Annotated in this window: 14 protein-coding genes; 7 read left to right on the forward strand and 7 right to left on the reverse strand. The window is 69.7% G+C overall.

Going from position 1 to position 19949, the window contains the following annotated elements:
- Window positions 1–4 precede the first annotated feature (4 nt).
- The 3 genes from GGR64_RS03370 to araD1 form a co-directional block, all read right to left on the reverse strand.
- Window positions 5–997 carry an ABC transporter substrate-binding protein gene (locus tag GGR64_RS03370; protein WP_260302697.1) on the reverse strand — a complete coding sequence of 331 codons (993 nt, stop codon included), beginning with the start codon at window positions 995–997 and terminating at the stop codon, window positions 5–7.
- A 97-nt stretch (window positions 998–1094) separates the two neighbouring features.
- Window positions 1095–2534: an aldehyde dehydrogenase family protein gene (locus GGR64_RS03375; protein WP_184643937.1), complete on the reverse strand. Its 1440-nt coding sequence runs from the start codon at window positions 2532–2534 to the stop codon at window positions 1095–1097.
- A gap of 18 nt (window positions 2535–2552) precedes the next feature.
- Window positions 2553–3560, reverse strand: a complete 1008-nt coding sequence (gene araD1 / locus GGR64_RS03380) for an AraD1 family protein (RefSeq protein WP_184643939.1) — start codon at window positions 3558–3560, stop codon at window positions 2553–2555.
- A 152-nt stretch (window positions 3561–3712) separates the two neighbouring features.
- Between araD1 and GGR64_RS03385 the strand changes: the two genes are divergently transcribed.
- The gene (locus GGR64_RS03385; protein ID WP_160964396.1) at window positions 3713–4696 is read left to right on the forward strand and encodes a LysR substrate-binding domain-containing protein; all 984 of its coding nucleotides are present in this window, start codon (window positions 3713–3715) and stop codon (window positions 4694–4696) included.
- Between the two features lie 174 nt (window positions 4697–4870).
- Here GGR64_RS03385 and GGR64_RS03390 read toward each other — a convergent pair whose 3' ends face one another.
- Entirely contained in the window at window positions 4871–5668 is a 798-nt protein-coding gene (locus tag GGR64_RS03390) for an SDR family oxidoreductase (RefSeq protein ID WP_184449026.1), read from the reverse strand.
- Window positions 5669–5841: 173 nt separating this feature from the next.
- Between GGR64_RS03390 and GGR64_RS03395 the strand changes: the two genes are divergently transcribed.
- From GGR64_RS03395 to GGR64_RS03420, 6 genes are all read left to right on the forward strand, one after another.
- The gene (locus tag GGR64_RS03395) at window positions 5842–7566 is read left to right on the forward strand and encodes an IlvD/Edd family dehydratase (RefSeq protein ID WP_160964394.1); all 1725 of its coding nucleotides are present in this window, start codon (window positions 5842–5844) and stop codon (window positions 7564–7566) included.
- Window positions 7567–7817: 251 nt separating this feature from the next.
- Window positions 7818–8342: a sigma-70 family RNA polymerase sigma factor gene (locus tag GGR64_RS03400; protein ID WP_184643941.1), complete on the forward strand. Its 525-nt coding sequence runs from the start codon at window positions 7818–7820 to the stop codon at window positions 8340–8342.
- Window positions 8343–8407: 65 nt separating this feature from the next.
- Window positions 8408–9412, forward strand: coding sequence for a FecR domain-containing protein (locus tag GGR64_RS03405; RefSeq protein ID WP_184644295.1), 1005 nt, complete (start codon window positions 8408–8410; stop codon window positions 9410–9412).
- A gap of 276 nt (window positions 9413–9688) precedes the next feature.
- Window positions 9689–12586, forward strand: coding sequence for a TonB-dependent receptor (locus GGR64_RS03410; RefSeq protein WP_184643943.1), 2898 nt, complete (start codon window positions 9689–9691; stop codon window positions 12584–12586).
- Window positions 12587–12704: 118 nt separating this feature from the next.
- Entirely contained in the window at window positions 12705–14006 is a 1302-nt protein-coding gene (locus GGR64_RS03415) for a histidine-type phosphatase (protein ID WP_260302702.1), read from the forward strand.
- Window positions 14007–14116: 110 nt separating this feature from the next.
- A complete protein-coding gene (locus GGR64_RS03420) occupies window positions 14117–15421 on the forward strand; it encodes a jacalin-like lectin (protein WP_160964391.1) in 1305 nt (434 codons plus the stop codon).
- A gap of 281 nt (window positions 15422–15702) precedes the next feature.
- Here GGR64_RS03420 and GGR64_RS03425 read toward each other — a convergent pair whose 3' ends face one another.
- The 3 genes from GGR64_RS03425 to GGR64_RS03435 form a co-directional block, all read right to left on the reverse strand.
- The gene (locus tag GGR64_RS03425) at window positions 15703–16089 is read right to left on the reverse strand and encodes a DUF805 domain-containing protein (RefSeq protein WP_184643945.1); all 387 of its coding nucleotides are present in this window, start codon (window positions 16087–16089) and stop codon (window positions 15703–15705) included.
- 85 nt (window positions 16090–16174) lie between these two features.
- The gene (gene radA, locus GGR64_RS03430; protein ID WP_184643947.1) at window positions 16175–17560 is read right to left on the reverse strand and encodes a DNA repair protein RadA; all 1386 of its coding nucleotides are present in this window, start codon (window positions 17558–17560) and stop codon (window positions 16175–16177) included.
- Window positions 17561–17912: 352 nt separating this feature from the next.
- A complete protein-coding gene (locus GGR64_RS03435) occupies window positions 17913–19802 on the reverse strand; it encodes a tetratricopeptide repeat protein (RefSeq protein ID WP_184643949.1) in 1890 nt (629 codons plus the stop codon).
- Between the last annotated feature and the right edge of the window lie 147 nt (window positions 19803–19949).

Genomic DNA, 19949 nt, shown 5'->3' on the forward strand with positions numbered 1-19949 from the left:
GCCCTCAGTACTTGCGCTTGGGCAGTTCGGCCGCGGCCTGGTCCTGGGTGTACACCGACTCCTCCACCACGATGCGCTTGGGCAGGGTCTTGCCGGCCTTGAGGTCGCGGATGGCCTGCACCAGTTGCGGGCCGAGCAGCGGATTGCATTCGACGGTGACGTTGAGCTTGCCCGCCTGCATCGCCTCGAACGCGCCCTTCACCCCGTCCACCGAGATCACCAGGATGTCCTTGCCCGGCGTCAGCCCGGCCTCCTCGATCGCCTGGATCGCGCCGATGGCCATGTCGTCGTTGTGCGCATAGAGCACGTCGATGTTGCGCCCTTCCGCCTTCAGGAACGCCTCCATCACTTCCTTGCCCTTGGCACGGGTGAAGTCGCCGCTCTGCGAGCGCACGATCTGGAAGCGCGGATGCGCCGCCAGGATTTCCTTGAAGCCCTTCATGCGATCGATCGCCGGCGCCGAGCCGACGGTGCCTTGCAGCTCGACGATGCGCACTGGCTTGTCGCCGTTCTTCAACGGCGACTGCTCGACCAGCCAGCGCGCCGCCTTGCGCCCTTCCTCGACGAAATCCGAGCCGATCAGGGTGACATACAGACTGTCGTCGGACACCTTTACCGCGCGGTCGGTGAGCACCACCGGGATCTTCGCGGCCTTGGCCTCGCGCAGCACCGTCTCCCAGCCCGATTCCACCACCGGCGAAAACGCGATCACGTCCACGCGTTGGGCGATGAACGAGCGCAGCGCCTTGATCTGGTTCTCCTGCTTCTGCTGCGCGTCGGAGAACTTCAGCTTCATGCCGGCATCGGCGACGGCCTGCTTGATCGAAGCGGTGTTGGCGGTACGCCACTCGCTCTCGGCGCCGACCTGGCTGAAACCGACGGTCAGTTGTCCGGGCGCCTTGCCCGCGTCCTTGCCGCCGCCGGAACAGGCGGCCAGCGCCATGCCCAGCAACGCTGCGATTCCCAGCGCCCGCATTCCCGACGTGTGCTTCTGCATAGCCCCTCCTCGTTGATGGCACGCTGGCGGCGGACGGGCCCTGAGGCCGCGACGCGCCGCCCACCCTCCCAGGCCGGCGTGCGCTGGTTCGATCAGTTCATGGTGCGGACGTATAGGCGGTCTTGACCGTGGTGTAGAACTCCACCGCATACCGGCCCTGCTCGCGCGGGCCGTAGCTGGACGCCTTGCGCCCGCCGAACGGCACGTGCGGGTCGACGCCGGCGGTGGGCAGGTTGACCATCACCATGCCCGCCTGCGCGTGCCGCTTGAAATGCGTGGCGTGCTTCAGCGAGCGCGTGGCGATGCCGGCGCACAGGCCGAACTCGGTGTCGTTGGCCAGGGCCAGCGCGTGCTCGTAGTCGTCGGCCACCAACACCGCCGCGACCGGGCCGAACACTTCCTCGCGGGCGATGCGGTGCTGCGGCTGCGCGGCGACCAGTGCAGGGCGCAGGTAGTAGCCGCGGTGCGCGCATTCCAGCGCTTCGCCGCCATACAGCAGTTCGGCGCCTTCTTCGCGGGCGATGCGCAGGTAGTCGCGGTCCTGTTCGAACTGGCTGGCGCTGGCGACCGGGCCGATGTCCACGCCCGGCTCCAGCGCATGGCCGATCTTCAGCGCGGCCAGGCGCGTACGCACACGCGCGACGAATTCATCGTGCACCGCGCGTTCGACGATCAACCGGCTCGAGGCGGTGCAGCGCTGGCCGGTGGAGAAGTAGGCGCCGTTGACCGCGATCTCCACCGCCAGGTCCAGGTCGGCATCGGCCAGCACCACCAGCGGATTCTTGCCGCCCATCTCCAACTGGATCTTCAGCCCGCGCTCGGCGGCCTGGCGCAGCAGCCGGTTGCCGGTGGGCACCGAGCCGGTGAAGCTCAGCGCATCGATGCCGCGCTCGGCGACCAGCGCCTGGCCGACCGTGCTGCCGCTGCCGAGCACCAGGTTGAACGCGCCGTTGGGCAGGCCCGCGCGGCTGAGGATCTCGGCCAGCGCCCAGGCGCAACCGGGCACGATCTCCGCCGGCTTGAACACGACGGTGTTGCCGTAGGCCAGCGCCGGCGCGATCTTCCACGCCGGGATCGCCAGCGGGAAATTCCACGGCGCGATGATGCCGACCGTACCGACTGGCTCGCGGGTGATCTCGACGTTGACCCCGGGCCGGGTGGAGGCCAGCGTCTCGCCGGGAATGCGCAAGGCCTCGCCGGCGAAGAACTTGAAGATCTGCCCGGCGCGCGCCGCCTCGCCGATGCTCTCCGGCAGGGTCTTGCCCTCTTCCGATGCCAGCAGCGCACCCAATTCCTGCTTGCGCGCCAGGATCTCGCTGCCGACCGCGTCCAGCGCGTCGGCGCGCTGCTGCGGCGTAGTCGCGGCCCAGGCCGACTGCGCTGCGTTGGCCGCGGCGATCGCCTCGCGCACGGTGGCGGCATCGACACCGCCGGCCTCGCCGACCGGTGCCGACAGGTCGGACGGATTCTCGTCGGGGGCGATCGCATCGCCGGCCACCCAGCGGCCGTCGATGTAGCTCTGGAAACGTCGGGTCATGTCTACCTCCGTGCGGTTCTACAGCGCGCGCACGCCGCCCAGGGCGAATCCGCTCTCGACGCGCTGCAAGGGATTGACCAGCGCCGCGCCGAACTCGGGCAGTTCGATCTCGAAGCGGTCGCCGGGCTGTGCCTGCACGCCGTCGGCGAAGCTCAGCGTGGCGGTGCCGAAGAAATGCAGGTGCACGTCGCCGGGCACGCGGTGCGCGGCGTACTTGAAATGGTGGTACTCGAGATTGGCCAGCGAGTGGCACATGTTGGCCTCGCCGGTGACGAAGGGCTTTTCCCAGATCACCGCATCGCCGCGGCGGATGCGGCTGTGGCCGCGCAGGTCGCGCGGCAGGTCGCCGATGCGCAGCTCCGGGCCGACCGCGCAGGCGCGCAGCTTGGAATGGGCCAGGTACAGGTAGTTCTGGCGCTCGGTGACGTGGTCGGAGAATTCGTTGCCCAGCGCAAAGCCGAGCCGGTACGGCACGCCGTCGGCGCCGATCACGTACAGCCCGACCAGCTCCGGTTCCTCGCCGCCGTCCAGGGCGAAGTCCGGGGACGGCAGCGGCGCGCCCGGCGCGACCAGATTGCTGCCGTCGCCCTTGTAGAACCATTCCGGCTGCGCGCCGGGCTGGCCGTCGCGCGGGATGCCACCTTCCACGCCAAGCTGGAAGATCTTCATCGAATCGGTGAGCGTGCCCTGCTCGGCCTGCTGCTGCAGGTTCTGGTGCATGGCATCGCGGGTCGCGGCGCTGCCCAGGTGGGTCAGGCCGGTGCCGGTGACGCGGCAATGCGCCGGGTCCGGATGGGTCAGCGGCGGCAGCACCCGGCCGGCGGCCAGCAGCGCGGCATAGTCGAGCACACGCTCGCCGCGCAGGAGCTGCGCCTGCGCGTCCAGGCGGTTGCCGGCGGCCAGCGCCACGTTGGCCAGCGCGTAGGTCGAATCCACCTCGCGCAACAGCCGCACCTGGCGGCCGTCGTCCTCCACCACACCGACGCCGGGGGTCCCTGCGTCATCGAGCAACTGGATCAATCGCATGAATCGGTCGCCTGTCGGAATGCGGGCGCGCAGCGAGCGGCGCGGGACACGCGCGACGCGATGCACCGGTCCTATTCTGGCCGGACGACCTATATGCAACAAATATCGGTTTTGGCTTAACGTATACGAACATTCGTATCTTTGTGAGCGCCATGCCCGCCGCCCCGCCCTGGTTCGTCCGCGCCCGCCTGAAGACCCGGCAATTGATGCTGCTGCTGGCAATCGAGGAGGAAGGCAACATCCACCGCGCCGCCGAGACCTTGAACATGTCGCAGCCGGCCGCCTCCAAGCTGCTCAAGGACCTGGAGGACATGCTGGCGGTGCCGCTGTTCGAGCGCCTGCCGCGCGGCATGCGTGCGACCTGGTACGGCGAGGCGATGATCCGCCACGCGCGCATCGCCCTAGCCAGCCTCGGCGAGGCCGGCGCCGAGATCGAGGCGCTGAAGGCCGGCTATGCCGGCAGCGTCGCCGTCGGCGCGATCGCCGGCCCGGCGATGAGCCTGCTGCCGTCGGCCCTGGCCCAGGTCGGCGCGCAGCATCCGCTGCTGCGGGTGAGCCTGCGCGTGGACGGCAGCGACGTGCTGCTGGAGCAACTGGCGCAAAACAAGCTCGACATCGTGGTGGCGCGGCTGTTCGCGCGGCACGACAAGCGCCACCTGCACTACCAGGCGCTGGCCGAGGAAAAGGTCTGCGCCATCGCCCGCCCCGGCCATCCGCTGCTGGCGGCGCCGGCGCCGACACTGGCCGTGCTGGCCGAGGCACCGTGGATCGTGCCGCCGGACGGCAGCGTGCTGCGCCACCGCTTCGAACTGATGTTCCAGAACGCCGGGCTGGAGGCGCCCAAGCGGGTGATCGAGACCTCGGCGCTGGTGGTGCTGCCGCAGCTGCTGCGGCATGGCGACGCGCTCGCAGTGGTCCCGGAGGACGTGGCCCGGCATTTCGCCGACCACGGCAGCGTGGCGATCGTGCCGGTGGCGCTGTCCTGCCGCATGGACGCCTTCGGCCTGATCACCCGCCGCGACTGGCTGCTGTCGCCCGGCGCGCGGATCGTGCTGCAGGCGCTGCAGGAGGCGGCCGCCACGGTCTACGGCGTCGCCGTGGCAGCGACCGCGCCGTCGCTGACTGCGGACAGCTGATCGCGTCGGGACTGAAGTCCCTCCCACAACGCGCCTCCCAGCAGCAGCGCCAGGCTGTTTGTGGGAGGGGCTTCAGCCCCGACGCGCGAAGCGGGACACCTCCTCCGCTATGGCCCTGTCCGAGCCGACGCCACCCCGCAGGGCATCCCTACACCGCCCGCCGCCGGACCTGGCTCAGGTCCAGCCGCCATCCACCACGAACTCCTGCGCGGTGATCGCGCGCGCCTCGTCCGAGGCCAGGAACAGCGCCATGCGCGCGATGTCGTCGGGCATCACCTTGTCCGGCAGGCACTGGTTGCGCGCCAGTTCGCGCTCGCCGGCCTCGTCCAGCCACAGGGTGACCTGGCGCTCGGTCATCACCCAGCCCGGGGTCAGCACGTTGATGCGGATCCGCGCCGCGCCCAGGTCGCGGGCCAGGCCGCGGGTCAGGCCGTTCACCGAGGACTTGGCGGTGGCATAGACCGGATAGCCGCCGGTCTTGCTCTGCCAGCCGGTGGAGCCCAGGTTGACGATGGAACCGCCCCCCAGCCGCTGCATGCCCGGCACCACCGCCTGGATCGCGAAGAACGCCGCACGCTGGTTGATCGACACGCAGCGCTCCCAGTACTCCGGCGTCACCGCCTCCAGCGCATGGCGGTCGTCGCTGCCGACGTTGTTGAGCAGCACGTGGAAGTCGCCCAGTTCGGCCGCCGCCGCGCCGATCGCCGCCTGCAGCGCGGCCACGTCGGTGACGTCGCAGCGGCGCCACCAGGGCGCGGTCAGGCCCGCCGCGGCTAGCCGCTCAGCCAGCGCGGCGCTGGCCTCGGCCGCGACATCGACGAAGGCCACCTGTGCGCCCTGCGCAGCGAAGGCCTCCACCAGCGCGGCGCCGATGCCGGAGCCGCCGCCGGTGATGAAGACGCGGCGGCCGCGCAGGCTGCCGTAGGTTGCGTTGCCGAGGGAGGAAGGCGCCGCGCTTGCCGAGTTGTCCATGCCGTTTCGCTCTAGGTGGATAGGATTTCGATATATGAAAACAAATATCCATTCGAAGATATTTGCTATTTTTCACGTATCAATATGCCCGCTAGCATCGCCGACGTAAAGCATCCGGGGGCGGCTTGCGCGCAGGCGGATCCCGGCGTCCTGGACTCGAGGAATCCGCCGACATGGGCTCACCCAGCAAACCGCCGCGCCGCAGCCAGGCGTGGTTCGGGCGCGAAGGCAAGCAGGGCTTCTACTACCGCAGCTGGCTCAAGAGCGCCGGCCATCCGCACGACATGTTCGATGGCCGCCCGGTGATCGGCATCTGCAACACCTGGTCGGAGCTGACCCCGTGCAACGGCCATCTGCGCGAACTGGCCGAGCACGTCAAAAAAGGCGTGTACGAGGCCGGCGGATTCCCGCTGGAATTCCCGGTGATGTCGCTGGGCGAAACGCAGATGCGCCCCACCGCGATGCTGTTCCGCAACCTCGCCAGCATGGACGTGGAGGAATCGATCCGCGCCAATCCGCTGGATGGCGTGGTGCTGCTGATGGGCTGCGACAAGACCACCCCGTCCTTGTTGATGGGCGCGGCCAGCGTGGACCTGCCGACCATCGGCGTGTCCGGCGGGCCGTCGCTGTCGGGCAACTGGCGCGGGCAACCGCTGGGCTCGGGCACCGGCGTGATCGAGATGTCGGAGATGGTCCGCGCCGGCACCCTGAGCCAGGACGACTTCGTCGAGGCCGAGGCCTGCATGCAGCGCTCCAAGGGCAGTTGCATGACCATGGGTACCGCGTCGACCATGGCCAGCATGGTCGAGGCGCTGGGCATGTCGCTGCCGGAGAACGCGGCGATCCCGGCCGTGGACGCGCGCCGCGCGCGGCTGGCCCGGCTCAGCGGGCGGCGCATCGTGCAGATGGTGGAAGAGGACCTGCGCATGTCGCAGGTGCTGACCGCCGACGCCTTCGCCAACGCGATCAAGGTCAATGCGGCGATCGGCGGCTCCACCAATGCGGTACTGCACCTGCTCGCCCTGGCCGGCCGCGTGGGCGTGCCGCTGCAGCTGGACGACTGGGATCGGCTCGGCTCGCGGCTGCCGTGCCTGGTCAATCTCAAACCGTCCGGCCAGTACCTGATGGAAGATTTCTACTATGCCGGCGGGCTGCCGGCGGTGATGCGCGAACTCGGCAGCGAACTGGCGCTGGACGCGCGCACCGTCAACGGCCGCACCGTGGGCGAGAACGTGGCGCAGGCGCCGTGCTGGAACCGCGAGGTGATCCACCCGCTGGATGCACCGGTGCGCGCAGAGGCCGGCATCGCCGTGTTGCGCGGCAACCTGGCGCCTGACGGCGCGGTGATCAAGCCCTCGGCCGCGTCCCCGCACCTGCTGCGGCACCGCGGGCGCGCGGTGGTGTTCGAGAGCATCGAGGATTTCAAGGCGCGCATCGACGACGAGGCGCTGGACATCGACGCCGACTGCATCATGGTGCTCAAGCACTGCGGCCCGCGCGGCTACCCGGGCATGGCCGAAGTCGGCAACATGCCGCTGCCGCCGAAGCTGCTGCGCGCCGGCATCACCGACATGGTGCGCATCTCCGACGCACGCATGAGCGGCACCGCCTACGGCACCGTGGTGCTGCACGCCTCGCCCGAGGCCGCCGCCGGCGGCACTCTGGCGCTGGTGCGCGACGGCGACATCATCGAACTCGACGTCCCCGGCCGCGCGCTGCACCTGGAAGTCAGCGACGAGGAACTGCTGCGCCGGCGCAGCGAATGGACGCCGCCGCCGGCGCCGACGCGCGGCTGGAGCAAGCTCTACGTGGAGCACGTGCAGCAGGCGCACCTGGGCGCGGACCTGGACTTCCTGGTCGGCAGCAGCGGCGACGCGGTGGCGCGCGATTCGCATTAGCACCCGCAGCGAGATGCTTCCACGACTTTCGTAGGAGCGGCTTCAGCCGCGACAGGCGCCACCGGTAACGCCTGGTCGCGGCTGAAGCCGCTCCTACAGATGCCGCTTTTCTGGCGATAGGAAGCCGCGCGACGTCACCCGCACGCGTCGCGAAGCAGGCCGCCTTCTTCCACGCGCATCGCCCCCCACGTCACCGAACCGTCATCAGCAGCTTCTAGCCTGCGCCGCACCCAAGGAACAAGGCAGGCTCGGTGGCGGCTCACCCCAAACGCGCATGGGCGCGCATGTTCGCCGAACACGGCCCGGTGCTGCGCGGCTTCTTCGTGCGCCGTGGCGCGCGCGAAGACGCCGAGGACATGGTGCAGGAGACCTATCTGCGGCTGCTGCGCGCGCATCGGCAGCAGGGCGAGGCGATCGCCAATCCCGAAGCCTATCTGTACACCGTCGCGCAGAACCTGGCGCGCGAACAGGCCGCGCGCCGCCGCCAGGCGCCGCTGCGCATCGACGAGATGGAGCAGTTCTCGCAATTGCTGGCAGCGGGAGACGACGTGGAAGACAGCGCACATCAGCGGCAGCGCCAGCAGTACCTGCAGGCCCTGCTCGCCGACCTGCCCGCGCGCACCCGTGCGGTGCTGGTGATGCAGTACCGCGACGGGCTGAGCTACAAGCAGATCGCCGAACGCATGGGCGTGTCGCCGCACATGGTCAAGAAGCACGTGGTGCGCGGCCTGTCGGCCTGCCGCCGCGCGCTGGCCGACAGCGGAGACCGCTGGTGAACGACAGCGCCTTCTCGTCGCGCAGCGCCATCGCCGAGGCCGCGCACTGGCATGCGGTGCAGCGCATGCAGCCGCTGGATGCGAAACAGGAACAGCAGTTGCTGGACTGGTTGACCGCCTCGCCGCAGCACCTGCGCGAGTATCTGGCGATGCAGCGCGTGGCCGGCGAACTCGGCGAGGCGCTGCGCGGCATGGACCTGGACGTGGACGCCTTGCTGGCCAGCGACGACGCCGCCACCGCCGCAACCGGCAACGTGATCGCCCTGCCCTTGCCGCGGCGCCTGCCAGCGACAGCGACAGCGACACCAGCGCGCGCCGCGCGCACCCGCGCCGCGCCGCGCTGGCGCCTGGCCGCAGCCGCCGCGGTGTGCGCGGTCGCGGTGCTGATCGGCTGGAACTGGCCGACCAGCCAGACCTACCGCACCGCGCTCGGCGAACAACGCAGCGTGCAACTGGCCGACGGCAGCACGGTGCGGCTCAACGCGCAGACCCAGGTACGCGCCACGCTGACACCCTGGAGCCGGACGCTGCAGTTGCTGCGGGGCCAGGCCAGTTTCGTGGTCGCCGCCGACCGGCGCCCGCTGCAGGTGCAGGCCGGCGGCCTGCGCGTGGAAGACATCGGCACCACCTTCGACATCGCCCTGCACCAGGATCAGGCGCGCATCGAGGTCTCGGCCGGCCGCGTGCACGTGTGGCGCCAGGACCAGCCGCAGCAGCCGATGCTGGCCGATCTCGGCGCCGGCCAGAGCGCGCGCATCGACACCGCCGATGGCCGGGTCGAACTGGGCAACGAGGACGTTGCCACCATGCATGCCTGGTGGCAACGCCGCATCGTGTTCCGCGACGAGCCGCTGGCCAACGTCGCCGAGGACTTCAACCGGCTCAACCGCACCCGCCTGCTGATCGACGACGCCGATGCCGGGGCGATGCGGCTGACCGGCAATCTGCGTGGCGACGACGTCGCCGCATTGCGCGCCTTCCTGGATGCGCAGCCGACCTTGCAGGTACGCACCAGCGCCAACGGTATCCACGTGCGCAGCCGCACCCAAACGCAAGCACGCCTGCAGTAGCGCGGCAGGTGCGATGCGCGCACTGCGCAGCGCACGCATCGTCCAGACCGGACGGCCCGGCGCGCAGTCGCGTGCCATCAACGCGTCACACGCAGCGTGCACGCACGCCTTCGTGCGCGCACGCGACGCCACCAATCCCCGCACGTGTCACAGAAAATTCATCGAAAAACGGTGCCCGATCTTCGCCGTCGTACCTCGTAGTCCAGGGACAGCGCAGGCAACCGCCCACTGGCGATGCCGCGCGCACCACCACCCCCGCTCTCACAGGACCCGACGATGCGCCGCACCCTGTTCCTTTCCATCGCCCTCGCCCTGCATGCCGCTGCCGCCGGCGCGCAGACCGCACCCGTCGCGGTCGATGCGATTCCCGCGCAACCGCTGGCGCGTGCGCTCAATGTCCTGTCGCGGCAGACCGGCCTGCAGTTCGTCTATGCCGCCGGCAGCACCGGCAACCCGCAGACCCATGGCAGCAGCGCCGGCGTGGCGCCGGAGCAGGCGCTGCAGCAACTGCTCGACGGCACCGGCCTGCGCTACCGCTTCCTGACCCCGACCACGGTGACGATCGAGGCAGCGAGCGCGCCGGCCGAAACCGCCGCTACCGTACCGGCGACGATGACCGCCGTCCCAGCGCCGGCACCGACAACGCCTGCGGATGCACCGGTCAAGCAACTGGACGGCATCCAGGTGCTCGGCAGCTACGCCGGCAGCCTCAGCGCCGCGCTGCGCGAGAAGCGCTACGCCGACAGCGTGGTCGACGTGATCGCCGCCGAGGACATCGGCAAGCTGCCGGCGCAGAACGTGGCCGAAGCGCTGCAGCGCGTGCCCGGCGTGTCGATCGTGCGCGACCGCGGCGAAGGCGTGTACGTGCGCGTGCGCGGCCTCGGCCCCAACTTCCAGGTGACCACGCTCAACGGCCAGACCATGGCGGTCAACGAAAACGTGCGCACCTCCGGCCAGACCGGCCGCCAGTTCCGCTACGACACCCTGCCGGCGGAACTGGTCGCCGGCCTGGAGGTGATCAAGAGCCCCACCGCCGACCTGGACGAAGGCGCGATCGGCGGCATCGTCAACGTGCGCACCTTTCGCCCGCTGGAACTGGGCAAACCCCTGACCAACGTGTCGCTGGAATCGAGCCAGGCGCAGCGCACCCACGCCAACGATCCGCGCGTATCCGGCCTGTTCAACTGGGTCAATGCCGACGGCACCTTCGGCCTGCTGCTGTCCGGCGCCTACGCGCAGCGCAGCCTGCGCCAGGACCGGGTCAACGAAGTGAGCTGGGACTACTACCGCGACGGCGTGCCGGGCGTGCCCGGCGCCAACTACGTGGCCACCGGCCTGCGTCCGACGCTGGAACTGGAGCAGCGCGAGCGCACCGGCATCGCCGCCTCGCTGCAATGGAAGCCGAGCGCGGCGTGGGAAACCAACCTTGACCTGCTCTATGCCAAGCAGACCGTGCACTACGACGAATACAGCCTGGGCGTGGGTTTCGACAGCCTGGCCAAGCTCAGCAACCTGCGCGTGGCACACGGTGGCGTCGCCGGCTTCGACTACCGCAACGGCCAGGTGCAGATCTCGCGCGAGACCTCCGGCATCACCGACGACAACCGCAGCGTGCGCCTGTCCAGCACCTGGAGCGGCGATGCGTGGACGCTGGGCGCGGTGGCGTTCCACTCGCAGGCGCACAGCTATGACTCCGATCCGATCCGGCGCACGCGCCTGCGCAGCGGCACCAACCTGTCGATGCGCGTGGACATGCCGCAGGCCGATGGCGATGACGTACCCGATTGGCGCTTCACCAACGGCTTCGATCCGACCAACCCGGCCAGCGTGGCCGGCCGACGCCTGGAATGGCGCGAGATCGACGCGCGCGACAAGGAGGACGCGCTGCAGTTCGACGCCAAGCGCACGCTCGGCGACGGCTTCTTCCGCGAGCTCAAGGTCGGCGCCAAGTACCGGCAGCGCTCGCGCACCTACGATCGCGCCGACCTGCTGCTGACCAGCATCGCCGGCGTGCGCTTCCCGGCCGGCAACTTCACCGCGCTGCCGGTGGACGACATGCTCGCCGACGCCAACGGCAACCTGCCGCGGCACTGGCTGGCGCCGATCGAATCGACCTTCTTCGGCACCTGGCCGACCGCTGCGGATCTGGTCAACACGCCCAACAGCGCCGACCTGCAAAACTCCTACGAGGTGAAGGAAAAGATCGGCTCGGCCTACGCGATGGCCGACTTCGGCAGCCAACTGGCCGGACGCGAACTGCGCGGCAACCTCGGCGTGCGCCTGGTGCGCACCGAGCAGACCACCGACGGCCACGCCGACGTCGACGGCAGCGCGCAACCGGTGCACTTCGCGCGCAGCTACAGCAACGCGCTGCCCTCGTTCAATGCCGCCTGGGACGTGCGCGACGACATGGTGCTGCGCAGCTCCGCGGCCAAGGTGATCACCCGTCCCGACCTCACCGACCTGTCGTCCAAGCTCACCTTCAACTCCAGCGGCGAAATCCTCACCGCCAGCGGCGGCAACCCGTCGCTGCGCCCGTTCGAGGCCTGGCAGTACGACCTGACCTTCGAGTGGTACATCGACGGCACCTCGGCGCTGACCGGCGGCGTGTTCTACAAGGACATCTCGCGCTTCATCCAGACCCAGCTGTCGAACCTGCAGTACCAGGGCCAGACCTACCTGCTCTCGTCCAAGACCAACGGCAGCCAGGCCAGCGTCAAGGGCGTGGAAGTGGCCTACCAGCAAGTCTTCGCCGGCCTGCCGGCGCCGCTGGACGGGCTGGGCATGCAGCTCAACTACACCTGGACCGACAGCGAGGCCACCTACCGCGACGGCAGCCGCAGCTTCACCGACAGCCTCGAAGGCGTGGCCAAGAACACCTACAACGCGGTGCTGTTCTACGAGAAGGGGCCGCTGATGGCGCGGGTGAGCTACGGCTGGAGCGACGACATCGTCAACGCGGTCGGCACCGCCAACGTCGCCACGCTCAACAGCGACAGGTTCGGCAGCCTCGATGCGAACGTGGCCTGGAAGGTCAACGACACCCTGTCGGTGTTCGTCAACGCGATCAATCTCACCGGCGCCGTGCAGCGCCAGTACGTCGGCGACCGCCTGTTCGGCGGCTACACCGACTACGGCCGCACCTGGTCGGTCGGCCTGCGCGCACGTTTCTGATCCGTCGCGCTGCCGCCCGCGCGCGGCAGCCAGCCGGCGCCCGCTGCCTGCATGGCCGCGGGCGCGGCCACCGCCGCGCACCGCCGCGCGACGCACCGCCTCTGCCTGGAGCTTGCCGATGCCATCGCTGTCGCACCTCGCCGCCCTCGCCCTGTTCTTGCTCGCGCCGCTGGCCTGCGCCGCGGCACCCGCGCAACCGACCGCGACAGAGACGCTGGAAAAAGTCGTCATCCTCAAGCGCCACGGCGTGCGCGCGGCGATGTCCAGCACGGAACAACTGGAGCGCTACTCGGCACGCCCGTGGCCGCGCTTCGACGTCCCCGCCGGGCATCTCACCGCGAACGGCGCGGCACTGGAACGGCTGTTCGGCACCTACTACCGCGCGCATTACGCACCGCTGGGGTTGTTCGCCGGCGACGGCTGCGCGGCCGCCTACTACTGGGCCAACCGCACCCAGCGCACCCTCGCCTCGGCGCAGGCGCTGGCCAGCACGCTGACCCCGGGCTGCGCCAACCCGGTGCACAGCGTCGCCGACGGCGCCTCCGATCCGCTGTTCGACGGCGCGCCCGCGCTGCGCGGTCCTGCCGCGGTGGCGCAGATGCGCGCGGCCATCGCCGGCCGCATCGGCGGCGATGCGCAGGCCTGGAACGCGGCCCAGGCCGACGCCATCGACAGCCTGCAGCAACTGCTGCTGCAGTGCGCGCAACGGCCCTGCCCGGCCGACGCCGGCAGCGGCAAGCTGCGCCTGGATGCGGTGCCGGCGCGGCTGGGCGACGCCGACGACGCGATCCCCGGCATCGAAGGCCCGGCCGCGGCCGCCTCCGGCCTCAGCGAAAGCCTGCTGATGGCCTGGGCCGACGGCCAGGACTTCGCCGCACTGGGCTGGCGCGGCGTCGACGCCGCCAGCCTGTTGCGCGCCTTCGCTCCGCACCAGGCCGAGTTCGCCCTGCGCCTGCGCGCGCCGGCGGTGGCGCGCATGGCGGCCTCACCGCTGGCGGCGCGGCTGCTGGCCACGTTGCTGGAAGGCAGCGGCCAGGCCACGCACGCCGCGCCGATCGGCGGTGCGGCGCGGCTGGTAGTGCTGTCCGGCCACGACGGCACCCTGACCCTGCTGGCCGGCATGCTCGACCTGCACTGGCAACTGCCCGGCTACCAGCCCGACCAGACCGTGCCCGGCGGCGCGCTGGTGTTCGAGCGCTGGCGCCGCGCCGACGGCGAACGCGTGATCCGCCTGCGCTACACCGCGCAGAGCCTGGCGCAACTGCGCGAACGCCGCGCGCTGACCGCGCAGGCGCCACCGCTGGAATCGGCCGTGTTCATCCCGCAGTGCAGCCGCGCCGATGCCGCCTACGACTGCCCGCTGCCGGCCTTCGCCGCCGCGGTCGAAGCCGCGCTCGATCCGCAGTTCCTGACCCCATGACGCCACGTGCGCCGGCCCCGGCCGGTCGCGCGGCGGCATCGGTGCTTTCCGGCACCGCTCCCTGGCGCTCGCGCCACCCGCTGTTCCTCCCAACCCGCAAGAGGCGATTCATGATCCAGCATCTACGCACCCTCGTGAGCTACGGCATCGGATTGAGCCTGGCCTGCGCCGGCGTGGTCCACGCGCAATCGGACGTCGGCGTGCTCGACGTGCTCACCTACAACGTCGCCGGCCTGCCGCAGGGCATTTCCAGCAGCAACCCGGCCGCCAACACCGCCCAGATCGCACCGAAGCTGGCGCCCTACGGCCTGATCAACGTGCAGGAAGATTTCAACTACCACGCCACGTTGTACGCCGGCGACAAGCACCCCTACCGCACCCCCACCAGCGGCGGCGCGGCGATCGGCGACGGCCTCAACACGCTGAGCAACTACCCCTTCGACGACTTCACCCGCGTCAAGTGGGACAAGTGCAACGGCACCGACTGCCTGACTCCCAAGGGCTTCAGCTACATGCGCGTGCGCCTGGACGACGGCGTGCTGCTGGACGTGTACAACGCACATCCCAACGCCGGCACCGAGAGCGGCGACCTGGCCGCGCGGCGCGCCAACATCAGCCAGCTCTCGCAGTTCATCCAGACCTGGTCGGCCGGCAACGCGGTGCTGGTGATGATGGACTCCAACACCCGCTACACCCGCGCCGACGACAACATCCGCACGCTGATCGCCGGCAACGGCCTGACCGATACGTGGGTGGAACTGGTCAAGGGCAGCGCGCCGGCCGCAGGCGCCGCGCCGCTGCTGTGCGGCACTCCGCCGACCAATGACTGCGAAGTGGTGGACAAGATCCTGTACCGCGACGCGCCGCAGCTGACCCTGGTCGCCAACCGCTACAAGCTCGACGACGGCCACTTCTACGACAGCGACGGCAAGCCGCTGTCCGACCACTACCCGCTGGCCGCGCAGTTCGGCTGGGCGGTCGGTGCCACCGTGCGCACCAGCGACCAGTACGGCGGCCCGCACGGCACGCCGTTCAACGACATCGCCAAGGGCGCCGAGCAGCGCACCATCGCCAGCGTGACCCTGCGTGGCGCCGAGCGCCTGGACGGGATCGCACTTGGCCTGGACAACGGCAGCACCCTGGCCCACGGCGGCAGCGGCGGCGACGCGGTCACGCTGCGCCTGGCTGCCAACGAGCGGCTGACCTCGGCCACGTTGAGCGTGGGCCAGTACAACGGCCACACCCGGCTGTTCTCGCTGAGCCTGCGCACCAACCAGGGCCGCAGCCTGAGCGCCGGCACGCCGACCAGCGAGACCTACACGCTCACCGCGCCCAGCGGCTGGCACATCGCCGGCTTCACCGGCCGCGACGGCGACGAGATCGACAAGCTCGGCGTGGTGTACCGGAAGGACTGACGCATCACGCCGGACGCTCGCGCCTGCGTTCGCGCATAAACGAGAACGGCGCTCGCAAAAGCGAGCGCCGTTTCAGCGACGCGGAGTGTCGGTGCGCTCGACCTGCGGCAAGCATGCCGGCGAACGCCGCTGCGTCGTCGCGCACATCCTCCAATCGCGATTCCCCGGATCCGCGTGCCGCGGTTTCAACGCCGAGGCGACCCTCGCCGTAAACGGCGCTGCACGCCACGACATCGGCAGCAGCCGCGTCGCGGACCCGACGCGGCGGATCCAACCGCAGATCAGGCCTGCTTCGGATCCGGACCGTAGGCGTTGGCGCCCTTGACCCCTTCCAGGAACATGAAGACCAGGATCACGAAGCCGCCCACCCAGGGAATCAGACCCAGCAGCACGTACCAGCCGGACTTGCCCTGATCGTGGAACCGGCGCACCTGCACCGCGATCGACGGCACCACCACGGCCAGCGAGTACAGGCCCAGCAGCACCACCGCCACCAGCGACAGCATGCTGGTGCCATTCTGGCCGCCGACGCCGCCACCGATTCCCATCAACACCATCAGCACGGTCATCACGATGATGTTCAACAGAGCGAACATCCAATACTCCTTGCGCCGCGAACGACCGGAAAAATCCGCGTAACGCTTGAGCGGCATCAACATCCATTCCATTGTGTTTTCCTTTTTTTTCGAACCGCTGCCTCACTGCAGCGGGCGGCATGGTGGCATAAACGCCGCCAAGGGGAAACGCTGGCAACTACTCGCTCGCCGCCTCCAACGCTTGCGCCAGGCGCTCCACCGCGATCACCTCCATGCCCTTGACCGTGCCGGTCTTGGGCGCATTGGCCTTGGGCACGATGGCGCGCTTGAAGCCGTGCGTGGCCGCCTCGCGCAGCCGGTCCTCGCCGTTGGGCACCGGGCGGATCTCGCCGGACAGGCCGACCTCGCCGAAGGCGATGGTCTTCTCCGCCAGCGGCCGGTCGCGCAGCGACGACAGCACCGCCAGCAGCACCGGCAGGTCGGCCGCGGTCTCCTGCACACGGATGCCGCCAACCACGTTGACGAACACGTCCTGGTCGCCGACCACGATGCCGCCGTGGCGGTGCAGCACCGCCAGCAGCATCGCCAGCCGGTTCTGCTCCAGTCCTACCGCCACGCGCCGCGGATTGGACAGCGGCGAGGCATCGACCAGCGCCTGTACTTCCACCATCAGCGGCCGCGTGCCCTCGCGGGTGACCATCACGCAACTGCCGGGCTGGTGCGCGCTGCCGCCGGAGAGGAAGATCGCCGACGGATTGGAGACTTCCTTCAGCCCCTTCTCGCCCATCGCGAACACGCCCAGTTCGTTGACCGCGCCGAAGCGGTTCTTGAACGCGCGCAGCAGGCGGAAGCGGCTGCCGCTCTCGCCCTCGAAATACAGCACCGCATCGACCATGTGCTCGAGTACGCGCGGGCCGGCGATGCCGCCTTCCTTGGTGACGTGGCCGACCAGGAACACGGCGGTGCCGGTCTCCTTGGCGTAGCGCACCAGCCGCGCCGCGCTCTCGCGCACCTGGCTCACCGAGCCGGGCGCGGCGGTCAACGCCTCGGTCCACAGGGTCTGCACCGAGTCGGCGACGATCAGCTTGGGCCGCGCCGCGCTGGCGTGCTGCAGGATGTGCTCGATGCCGGTCTCGGCCAGCGCGTTGAGGCCATCCAGCGGCAGGTCCAGGCGCACCGCGCGCCCGGCGACCTGGCCCAGCGATTCCTCGCCGGTCACGTACAGCACCGGCAGGGTGCCGGCCATCTTCGCCAGCGCCTGCAGCAGCAGGGTCGACTTGCCGATGCCGGGGTCGCCACCGATCAGCACCACCGCGCCCTCGACCAGGCCGCCACCGAGCACCCGGTCGAACTCGCCGATGCCGGTGGACACGCGCGCCTGGTCGCGATGCTCGACGTCCTTGAGCGCGGTGATCTTCGGCGCCTCGGCCTTGCCGGCCCAGCCGCTGCGCCGCGCCGCGGCCGGCGCCTTGGCCGTGGTCGCGCTCTCCAGCACGATCTCGCTCAGCGTGTTCCAGGCGCCGCATTCGACGCACTGGCCCTGCCACTTGCTGTACTCGGCGCCGCACTCGCCGCAGACATAGGCTGTTTTCGCTTTCGCCATCTGGTGTTGGTCCGCTCAGACAATGCATCAGCATAGTGGCTGATCGTCTCAAGGTCCGCGACGGCGACGCGGCCTGGCCTTCTGGCACGCCCGCCCAGCCTTCTGCACTGCGCCTCGTTGTAGAAACTCGCACTGGTGGTCCTCCCACCAGGTGCCTTGTGGGAGGGACTTCAGTCCCGACGTTTTATCCAGTCTGGGGTGAAGGGTGCAGTTCGTCGCGGCTGACGCCGCTCTTACGCACGTGGATCCATCCGACGCGATGGAAGCGATCCACCGCCGCACAAGATGGCACTGCTGCCCTGCTCCCGTCCCCAGGCGCACGCAGGCGCCGAGGGACGATCGCATCTACCGCTCAACGCGCCTTGTACAAGTCGCTCAGGCGATCCGGCGTGCCGGCGATGCGCTCCAGGTGCGGATACTGCAGGCCGCTGTAGTAGGCGATGCGCAAGGTGTCGTAGCGGTCGCCGCGCTTGACCAGCAGTTCGATCGGGGTGCTGCCACCCTTGGCCGCGGTGACCGCGTCCTTGAGCGCCTCGGCGCTGTACTCGCGGCCGCCGACCGCGACCACGCGGTTGCCGGCGATGAGGCCGGCATTGAACGCCGGGCTGTCCCACAGCACGGCCTGCACCTGGCCCTGTTGGTCCAGGCTCAGGCCCAGCGAATAGCTCAGGTCCAGGCTCTTGCTACGCGACTCGGACGTCTTGCTGGCCGCGTTCGGCTGATCGGTATAGACCAGCCTCCAGCCGCTGGCCTCGATCCCGCCGACCAGCGAACCATGCGCGTCGAGGCGGCTGCGCAGCAGGGTCGCCCAGTCGTACTTGGCGATGCCATTGAGCGTGGCGACGATGTCGTCGAAGGTGTAAGGGTTCACGTCCCAGGCGCCGTCGTGCATGCCGAAGAACGCCTTGGCGAAATCGTCCAGCGAGCGCTTGCCGCCGCTGAGCTCGCGCAGCTTGGCGTTGACCTCCAGCCACAGCATCTGCCCGCCGGAGTAGTAGTCCTCGCTCAGTTGGTAGCTGCGGTAGGCGCGCGGCCGGCGCATCGACATGGTCGGGTCGTTGGTGGTGTCCTGCAGCGCGCGCCAGGCCAGGCCGGGACGGCCGCGCTGGTAGACCGCGGCGACGTTGGCCAGCATGTCGCGGGCCTGATCCTGCGTCCACAGCCCCGCGCGCGCGGCGATCACCTCGCCCCAGAACTGGGTCTGACCCTCATACAGCCACAGCAGGCTGTCGCCCATCGGCACGTTGAAGTTGGGCGTGGCCAGGTCGGCGCCGCGGCGGTACTTGCCGTTCCAGGAGTGGTTGAACTCGTGCGCGAGCAGGTCGCGCATCTCCCAGCTCTTGTCCCACTCGGTGAAGTAGTCGAGCGGGCCGCTGTTCTCGCTGGAGCGGTGGTGCTCCAGGCCGATGCCGCCGAGCTTGTCGGTCAGCGCCAGCAGGAACTCGTAGTGGTCGAAGTGGCGCGCGCCGTACAGCTTGTCCATCTGCTGCACCAGGGCCACGTGCGCCTTCACCTGCTCGGGCTTGGCCTCCAGCGACTTGGGCTTGTCGGCGAACACGTTCAGCGCCACCGGCGCCTTGTCCTTGCTGTCCAGCACGATGCGCTTGTAGTACTTGCCGGCGAACATCGGCGAATCGACCAGGTCGTCGAAATCGATCGGCTTGAACGTCACCGTGTCGCCGGTCCGCCCGGCGGTCTCCAGCGCGGTGGCGTAGCTCCAGCCGGCCGGCAGGGTCACGCTGGCCTGCGCCTTGATGTTGCGCGCGTACACCCCGGCCGGATACAGCGCGGTGGTGTTCCACTGCAGGTTGAGCATCTCCGGGGTCATCATCACCCGGCCCTGGCCGTCGCCCTGCGAGGACAGGAACTGGTACTCGGCGACGATCTCGCTGACGCCGGCGGGCACGTCGATCTTGAACGCATAGACGTCGTACTGGTCGCGCGTCCACGGCAGCACCTTGCCGTTGGCCTTGATCACCAGCCCGGCCACCTTGTCGATCGGGCCGGTCGGGGAATGGTTGCCGGGGATCCACTGCGGATACAGCAGGGTCATCGGCCCCGGCGTGGCCGGAATGGTGCTGCGCACGCGGAAAATGCGGTGCGCCAGATCGGTGGCGTCGACATCGATCTTCAACGTGCCGGCGAACGGCACGTCGCGCGGCGGTGCGGTCTGCGCCGAGGCCTGGAACGCGACAGTGGCGGCCAGCAGCAACGGCGCCATCCAGGCGGTGGACTTGTTCATGGGATCTCCAGGCAGGAACGGCGGCGAACAGGCAAACCCCCATGCTATGCCTGCGGCGCCGCGACGTGCCATGCCATAGGTCATGCCCGCGGCACAGCGCGACGCACGGAAGCTGCGTGCGCGAGGCAGGCCTGAAGGCCTGGTCGC

Source organism: Xanthomonas sp. 3307 (genome assembly GCF_014199735.1).
GTDB classification, from domain to species: domain Bacteria; phylum Pseudomonadota; class Gammaproteobacteria; order Xanthomonadales; family Xanthomonadaceae; genus Xanthomonas_A; species Xanthomonas_A rydalmerensis.